The 1384-nt window shown below is 40.9% G+C and carries 1 protein-coding gene; it reads right to left on the bottom strand.

Annotation, left to right across the window (positions count from 1 at the left end):
* Positions 1 to 594: phospholipase D-like domain-containing protein (locus tag R7P67_RS24380; protein WP_318086257.1), on the bottom strand; the 594-nt coding region annotated here is incomplete at its 3' end.
* Positions 595 to 1384: the final 790 nt, after the last annotated feature.

The raw sequence follows: 1384 nt of genomic DNA, 5'->3' as shown, positions 1-1384 counted from the left end.
TTCTGATTCAAAAGAGAAATACTCGTTACCAATATTTCGTCCTCCGACAATCGCAGAGACACTGTCAGCAATCAGCGACTTATTGTGCATTCGGCGGTTCAGTCGTTCGAAGTCACTGGTTAACGCAAAGATTCGTGCAGCGCGGTATTGATGAGGATTGAACAGGCGTATTTCAATATTGGGGTGCGTATTTAGAGCCGCCATGACGTTGTCGTTGCGTTTTTGCATGTCATCAAGCAGCAGTCGGATTCTGACGCCTCGTTTGGCTGCTTCGTACAAACGCCAAGTGATCAGCTGGCTGGTTTCGTCACCGCGATAAATATAATACTGAAGATCCAAGCTTTTTTGTGCGGACTCGATAAGAGAAGTACGAGCAAGAAGGGCATCGTGTCCTTGGTTGAGCGGGTAAAAGCCAGTGATGGTTTTAGGATCTTCGCCATAAGCTTCAAAGTAATGAGCCAGAACCGAATCTTGTTGATAGCCGAAATGGAAAGTTGTGGATTTCTCACTTGGCTGATTTGATTCGATTGATGAGCATGCTGAAAGCACTGAGAACATGGATGCGAAAATGAATTTGGAGAGCGTATGTAACAATGCACATTTCCTTGTCTTACAAAACCTTACTGTATTGAAGTATAGACATAAGTGCTTTCAACGTGCAGTTATCGCGGCTAAAGAACGAGTGTTTAGTCAAGTAAATCCATGAAGTGAGATCATACTGCGGGAAGAAAGCGGTATTGGGCGCGTTTTTCTCCTAATTTCAGTTTATTTTTATGGCGCACAAAATCATTTATTTTACTTATGTTTCTTGTTGTATTGGTCATTATCACTAATATCTGGCGATAATAACCAATAGCGCTCTGTAATAAATCAATTGAAATATATAACCATATGAATTTATTGAGGTAAATGTTTGGCACAGCGTTTGCCTAGAGACAAAAGAAGTAAGTCAGCACAACTTGCGGAACTGGTTAATTTTTTGTTAATTTTATTAACTTTGAATAGACGGTTATTTGTGGCTAGTCACCACAGAAAAACGCAGCTCTCTTACTTTACTTGAAATTGGCCTCAGCAAGCAGGCAACGAACACGGGTTCCTTGCCTTGAACTGCATGATTTCGTTTCAAGTTAGTTGAATGATGTAACGGCCACACACCATGTTGTTAGTCGCTACAGAAGTACAAATATCTTCGTCTATTTCAGATGCAATGAACTCACCGATTGCTCACAGGGAGTACTTGCTAACTCATTGAGCATTATGCTTTTTGATGTCGCATTTAGGTTGAAAAACCAACACGAGCATTCGGCTGAATACAACAATAAAAAAGGATTTTTGATGTTAGCAAAACCCATAGTACGTTGGCTTTTACCCTTCGTTGTCGTCT

It is taken from the genome of Vibrio sp. Vb0937 (genome assembly GCF_033338855.1).
The sequence above is the reverse complement of the archived record's forward strand: the minus strand, read 5'-3'. Positions and strand labels throughout refer to the sequence as shown.